The sequence below is a fragment of the Shewanella surugensis genome (assembly GCF_023284005.1).
GTDB classification, from domain to species: domain Bacteria; phylum Pseudomonadota; class Gammaproteobacteria; order Enterobacterales; family Shewanellaceae; genus Shewanella; species Shewanella surugensis.
In genome coordinates this window covers 20,386-27,050 of record NZ_JAKIKS010000078.1, presented here as the reverse complement: position 1 = coordinate 27,050, position 6,665 = coordinate 20,386, and the positions used below count along the sequence as shown (strand labels likewise).

Below are 6,665 nucleotides of genomic sequence, written 5' to 3'. Positions count from 1 at the left end.
TCGATTACATCGAACATTGCTTGGAACAGCTATCTCCCCCCAACTGTGATCTCAATAGTCTCTTACCTTGGCATGTTAATCTAAGCAAGGCGTAGTTCGCCGGACGCTCACCAGAGAACTCCCTCATTCACTGAATGTTACTTGAGCTTTTCATGGTAAATCCAAAAGTATGGCTGAATTCAAACAATCGGGGTTTACTTTGTTTTAAGTAGCGGATTAATCATCCTTCCTTTATTCTATAAGCTTGTTGTAACCGATCTACTATTTGTTACTTCCTCATAAAATTTTTTATTCATATGATATTAAGCATAACACTCAGTGTAGACTGAATTAGTGGATGATCTTTTAGGTTGGCTTGTCACTTTTTGGAGATAAAATGTTAGAATTATCAGTTGTATATTTAGCCGCTGCCATTGTTGCTGTGCCGATTGCGAAACGTTTAGGCTTAGGTTCTGTATTAGGCTATTTACTGGCTGGTATTTTGATTGGTCCTTTCATCTTAAGTTTGGTCGGCGATCAAACCGAAGTGATGCATTTTGCAGAATTTGGCGTGGTGATGATGTTGTTTTTAGTTGGTCTAGAATTACAACCTAGTCGACTATGGAAACTACGTCGTTCTATTATAGGCCTCGGTGGATTACAACTAGGTTTAACCACATTTGCTGTTTTTGCTGTTTGCTTTTATATTTTTCTTTTATCTTGGCAAGCCTCGTTGGCGTTGGGGTTAATGCTAGCGTTATCTTCTACGGCCATTGTTTTACAAACTTTAACGGAAAAAGGGTGGATCAAACAAGCGGCTGGGCAAAATAGTTTTTCAGTTTTATTATTTCAAGATATAGCCGTCATCCCTATACTTGCCCTGTTACCTTTATTAGCTTTTGGTGAGTCAGTGCCTATTGCGACAGGATCAGGAAGTCTGATAGAACATTTTCCTGTGTTATGGCAAGTGATCATTGCTGTTGCCATGATCAGCCTTATTGTTTTTTTTGGGAAATATATTGCTAGCCCAGTATTTCGTTATATTGCAGAAACGCGCTTAAAAGAAATATTTACCGTGTTTGCGTTATTTTTAGTGATAGCCATTGCCCTTTTGATGCAAAAAATTGGTTTATCACCTGCTTTAGGCACTTTTTTAGCCGGGGTGGTATTGGCTGAAAGTGAGTTTAGACATGAACTTGAAGCGGATATTGAACCTTTTAAAGGGTTATTACTGGGATTGTTTTTTATCACTGTTGGTGCTTCTATTGATTTTTCATTGCTATTTGAATATTTTGCATTGGTTTTTACTTGCGTGATTGCTTTGATTTTGATTAAGGCGGCAGTATTATTTACGCTTGGGAGTATCTTTAAGTTACCAGGTAAGCAAAAACTGTTATTTACGTTAGCATTAGCGCAAGGAGGAGAATTTGCTTTTGTTTTACTCTCTTTAACGGGAAGCTTATCTATTTTAACACCTGAGCAAGTGAAATTGGCGACATTAGTGGTGGCTATATCGATGTTACTCGCGCCAATACTGCTACTAAGTTACGAGTTTATAGAAAGGCGGGATCAACAAGTCAAAAGTGAATTTGACAGCCCCGATCAAATTGAACCGACAAAGAATGTGATCATTGCGGGTTATGGGCGTTTTGGACAAGTTGTGGGACGTTTGTTAAAAGCTCAGGGTTATCAATTGTCAATTCTAGATCATAGTCCTTCTCAAATTGAATTACTCCGCCGGTTTGGCTCAAAGGTTTTTTATGGTGACGCTGCTCGTTTAGATTTGTTGGCTGCCTCGGGAGCCGCAGAGGCGCAATTGTTGGTGATTGCTATTGATGAGCCTGTTAAAACGCTTGCCATAATAACACTTTGTCAAAAATATTATCCTAATTTGAAATTGGTTGCTAGAGCGATTGATCGGCGTCATGCCTATGAATTGATTCGCTTAGGGGTTATCAGCTTTAGACGTGAAACTTTTGATTCTGCAGTTAATTTAGGCGTAGATGTTTTAAAATTACTCGGTAATAGTGAGTCTGCATCCTTGCGAGCAGGTGAATTGTTTCGCCATCATGATGAAGCATCATTGGAGAGTTTATCGCATCTGTGGGGGGATGATCATAGTTATGGTATCGCGTTTAAACAGAGACTTGAAGATTTAACGCAGGTTTTAGAAGAGGATAGAAAGCAGCAGGATAATCTTAATGCTTGTAAGGGGGAAAAATAAAAAACTAATTAAGAAACAGTGCTGTTTACGTTTAATCAAAATTGCACTGTTTCTTTTCATTTTATGTCGATGTTCAAAAAATATCTTCGCAGGCAAAAGGCCCACTAAATTCGAGTAAAGCTTGAGGTATATGAATACTCTCTTTCAATTGACCAAAGTGATATAAATCGAAATTGACATTGGCTTGCATGGTTTTCATGTATCTCTGTTCCCCACCAAATATAATTACTGAAGGAAAATTAAGCGGATAAAAACTATTTATATCTGCATTTGCTTCTAAAATCAGCTTGTACCCAACTTTGTTTAATTCAACGCTTAATTGCCCGGAACAGGCATCAATTTCACGCTTAACAGATAAGTTATTAAAGGCGGGATGAAATATAAGATCGTATTGTTCAGATACATAACGGCCAGCCCACATTTCTAATGTAGAGTCACCAAATACAGCGCCAGTAAACATATAGTATATATCATCTGATAAGCTCATGGTATACATCATGCCACTGCTGGATTCCTTGTCATATCAACCTTTATCCAGTTGAGCGTAGCCCCTTCCTGATAACTGTTGGCTTTCATCTGTAAAGCTGTAATTAATTGGTGTACCAACAGTGTATAAAAACCATTTTCCTCCTACACCAGGGAGTTCTGGTATGCTCCCAAATGGGGTTTGGCCTGGGTTTAAACCGGGCCAATAATGATGATGCTCTCCATTCCAATTCAAGGTGAATTTAAAGGCATCATGATTGATATCAATGCCTTCTTCATCAGCAATAATGAGTCCCGGCACTTCATAATAGAATTTATTAGGATCATCTGGATGAGTGAGAATAACTTCATCAAGGAATAAATCATATTTAGTTGTTGGGCCCTGAAGGGGAGTAAAGGCTAAGTGAATATACGCTTTTGGTGTTGGTGTTTCAAAACCGGGAGCGATATAGCTTTGAAAACTGATTTTAAAATAACCCACATTAGGTACGGCCACATTATAAAACCATTGTTCGGCCCAAGTTTCTTGAGAGCTGGGTTGGTGTGCTTTTATATCATTGAGTGTGGTTGCTTTGATGTTAGCTGAAAGCTGAAAGCAAAATGATCATCAGGGTTATGAATAGTAATAGGTGCCGCATATTTCTTTCCTTGAAAGGGAGTCAATGATTAGCAGGGATTATTGATTGGATTCGATATAAGTTTTTAAACCTAATAATTCATCAGACATACCTTGTTGCATTTGTGCTTTATATAAAAGATAGCTGAGCCCTGAAATCACTCCTTTGAATTGGAAGCTACCCGAAACTTGTGTACTGCCATCATCTTGCTGTATTAAATAACGGCAACGTTCACCTCCGGCAAGAAAGCTATACCACATTTCATCGCGCCAACAAAAAGCCTTATTGGTTTCTAATGTGATGATGGTGTGATTAGACTCCATTTCTTTTCCATCAAGCCATAGTTTTGCCCATACATTGCCTCCTAAACTGGGATCGCCAGATGCTTCAAATAACCAAGGGTTCCACAAGGCATAACGATCAAAACTGAGTAGTGTGTTATAAAGATCATTTGCTTTCGCTTGAATGATAATAGTGTCTGTTTTTATCAGTGGTACATTACCTGCTTGTGCTAATGAGGGCCAGATTAAAATGATTAATAGTAAGATGGATCGTCTTACCGTTTGTCGTTTATTTTTGCTCATTTGAGCAAGGTTAATGGCAGCGAAGTGAGTATTACGCAACATAGTATTATCCTCTATCAATTTAGTGTGTATAAAGACCGCGGTAATTGATAGCACAAGCTGCCAGAATTTAGTGGGGGATCATAGAACCTTTTTGGGCTATTTTCAGTATCGCTAATAAAGTGAGAAGTGGCATACAATAGTGGTTAATATTAAATTATTTCTTTCGTTGTGCCCCCAAATAAGTCATTTTTTTGAGTATATTTGACTTGATCATTTTCTCCAAGGAGTTCGTTTTGCATTTTCCTATAGATAGCCTCCATGATGAGTTTCTTCGTTTACTAGCAATACATCATTTAGTCGTTGAATCTGATACTGGCTCGGGTAAGTCTACTCGATTGCCGTTATGGTCGACACAATTAGTGGTTAAAGGAAGACGTGCGCGAGTATTGGTTATTGAACCTCGCAGAGTGGCATGTTTAGCATTAGCTGAATTTGTACGTACTAAAGCCGCGCAAGCAACGCTTTTACAGGATGAATTGATTAAAGTGGATTATGCTATCCGATTTGATTCGACTGTTACGCAAAAAACTCAAGTTGCTTTTGTGACGCCAGGTGTTGCATTGCGTTGGTTGAATGTAAACGGATTAGTTGATTTTGATGTCATTATCATAGATGAATTTCATGAACGTCGTTGGGATACTGATATTTTACTGGCGATATTAAAACGTGATGCTCGACATCGATTGGTGTTGACTTCAGCAACCATAGATACTGAGCGTTTAACCACATATTTAGAGCAAACTCCCCTTTATAAAGCGAAATGTTTAAAGGCCGAAGGTCGTCGATTTAGTATTGATCTTTTTTATCAAGCTATGCAGAGTCATGATCTACCAGAACTCATCGATATCGAAAATAAAGTGCAAAGGGCAATTTCTCAAGTTATTGAAATGAAAACTTTGACAGGTGATATTCTCGTTTTTTTACCGGGAAAGCGAGAAATATTGAGTTGCCAACAGAAGTGTCAGTCATTATTGCTTAATGCTGACTTTTCTAGTGTTGTGTTACATGGCGGGATCAACCATGAGTTACAGAAAAAGGTACTGGTGGGATCGTCACAACGACGGGTTATTTTTGCAACGAATGTGGCTGAAACGTCTTTAACGATTCCTGGTGTGACGGCTGTGATTGATTCTGGTCTTGAGCGTCGAACTCAACAACGAAATGGACGTACCGTTTTATCTTTATTGCGGATATCCCATACGAGCAGTGAACAGCGTAAAGGTCGTGCTGGACGAACTCAATCAGGAGTTTGTATTAGATTATGGGGGAGTCATGCCGCTTTAGAAGCGATCACTCAACCTGAGCTACAAAGAAATGATCTTATCGAACCTATGTTGGCGGCCGCTGCGGCGGGTTACAGACTTGCTGATCTACGTTTTCTCGATAAGCTCCATGAGAAAACACTGTTAAATGCCACACTCAAGCTGGTCAATATGGGGGCAATTGATCAAGAAGGCCAGATCACTGCTCATGGATTACATTTGTTTCCATTACCCATCGATACACTTTTTGCGCACCTCATTAGTGCGATGACTGATGAGGTGAGTCGAGGGTTGATGATTGATTTGGTCGCTGCATTGAGTGTCGGACAGAAACTTTTTACATTGCCTTCTTCCCCACAAGATTTGCAATTATTAATGCAGTGGGAGCCCTTTAATTGTGATGCAAGTTTACTCATAAAAATAATGAGAGCGTCAGTGCCTGAGTTTTTATCTGTTGATAAGATACTGTTAGCGGAAGCAAAGCAACTTGCAAATCAAATACGATCGGGACTCTCCTTTGTTGATATTACTCCGCTTATGGATTCAACCATTAGGCAAAAGTGGTTACTTAATGTGATTAATGCTGCTCCTGAGTTAGCGTTTGTTCGAAGAGAAAAGCGATATCAAACTTTGGGTAATGGTTATAGTGAAATAAATATAGGCAGAGGAAGTCGCTTCTCTTCTGAATTAGTTGCAAATGATGGTAAAAAGAGTGCGTTGGCTGCAGTCGTATTTGATCAGTTTTCAGTTGTGGGTAAAGGTGTGAAGCAAACGGTCAACTTTGCTAATTGTATGGCACCTATTTCGGTCAATATTTTAGTTGAGGCTAAAGTCGGAGAAGAGAACGTGGAAGATCGTCCTAGCAAAAAAAGGGTCGATCAAGTGTTATTTGTTAGGCAATATGCGGGAAGAGTGATTGGATCGCGTGTGGGTAGGGTTAAGGGGCAGCAATTATTGGAGTCGATCGTAGGATCAATGATATCAGGCACTATTTTTCCTGGATTAGCGATTAAGATCGATCAAGATATACACGCATGGAACATTTGGCAGGAATTAAAAAAAAATCAGCATAAAACGTCTGTGGATAACTTTTTATCAGCAGAAGTTTCGTTGACATTAAAAAACTATTTAAAGACAAAATTAATCGAGCTCGGTGTAGAAAGTGTGGATGACCTTGAACTTATCGATGTAAAAGATTTATATTTTGAGGGGATCCCTTTATGGGAGAGGGCTGAATTTGATCGTTTATATCCCTCAATATTAACCTTATCGGCGCTCACGTTACAGGCAGAATATGCGCCTAAAAATAAACTGGTCACATTACATTATAGCAGTGGATCACGTAAGCTTGGACCTAAACGTTGGGAGTTACCCCGCTGGAGTGGATGGAAAATTAAATACAGGAAAGCGAGTCGTGTTGTTGATGTGACATAACCGTTGATTGTTATTGTACTTCCCTTATTATTGCTTT

The 6,665-nt window shown here is 39.1% G+C and carries 5 protein-coding genes; 2 read left to right on the top strand and 3 right to left on the bottom strand.

Annotation, left to right across the window (positions count from 1 at the left end; genetic code table 11):
* Positions 1-376 precede the first annotated feature (376 nt).
* Complete coding sequence (locus L2764_RS17495; RefSeq protein ID WP_248941614.1) at positions 377-2,203, top strand: monovalent cation:proton antiporter-2 (CPA2) family protein; 1,827 nt, start codon at positions 377-379, stop codon at positions 2,201-2,203.
* Positions 2,204-2,276: 73 nt separating this feature from the next.
* On the opposite strand, the gene L2764_RS17490 is transcribed toward L2764_RS17495, so the two are convergent.
* The 3 genes from L2764_RS17490 to L2764_RS17480 all read right to left on the bottom strand — a co-directional run bounded on the left by L2764_RS17490 (position 2,277) and on the right by L2764_RS17480 (position 3,932).
* Positions 2,277-2,702: a hypothetical protein gene (locus L2764_RS17490; protein WP_248941613.1), complete on the bottom strand. Its 426-nt coding sequence runs from the start codon at positions 2,700-2,702 to the stop codon at positions 2,277-2,279.
* Between the two features lie 24 nt (positions 2,703-2,726).
* Complete coding sequence (locus L2764_RS17485) at positions 2,727-3,185, bottom strand: hypothetical protein (protein ID WP_248941612.1); 459 nt, start codon at positions 3,183-3,185, stop codon at positions 2,727-2,729.
* 180 nt (positions 3,186-3,365) lie between these two features.
* Positions 3,366-3,932 (bottom strand): SRPBCC domain-containing protein, encoded by a 567-nt coding sequence (locus tag L2764_RS17480; protein ID WP_248941611.1) that lies wholly within the window; start codon positions 3,930-3,932, stop codon positions 3,366-3,368.
* A gap of 233 nt (positions 3,933-4,165) precedes the next feature.
* Here L2764_RS17480 and L2764_RS17475 point away from each other — a divergent pair, with 233 nt between their 5' ends.
* Positions 4,166-6,628 (top strand): helicase-related protein, encoded by a 2,463-nt coding sequence (locus L2764_RS17475; protein ID WP_248941610.1) that lies wholly within the window; start codon positions 4,166-4,168, stop codon positions 6,626-6,628.
* The last annotated feature ends 37 nt before the right edge of the window (positions 6,629-6,665 follow it).

Bases quoted from the DNA above. Each gene is read 5' to 3' on its own strand.
- L2764_RS17495 (WP_248941614.1), top strand. From the start codon at position 377: ATGTTAGAATTATCAGTTGTATATTTAGCCGCTGCCATTGTTGCTGTG.
- L2764_RS17490 (WP_248941613.1), bottom strand. From the start codon at position 2,702: ATGATGTATACCATGAGCTTATCAGATGATATATACTATATGTTTACT.
- L2764_RS17480 (WP_248941611.1), bottom strand. From the start codon at position 3,932: ATGTTGCGTAATACTCACTTCGCTGCCATTAACCTTGCTCAAATGAGC.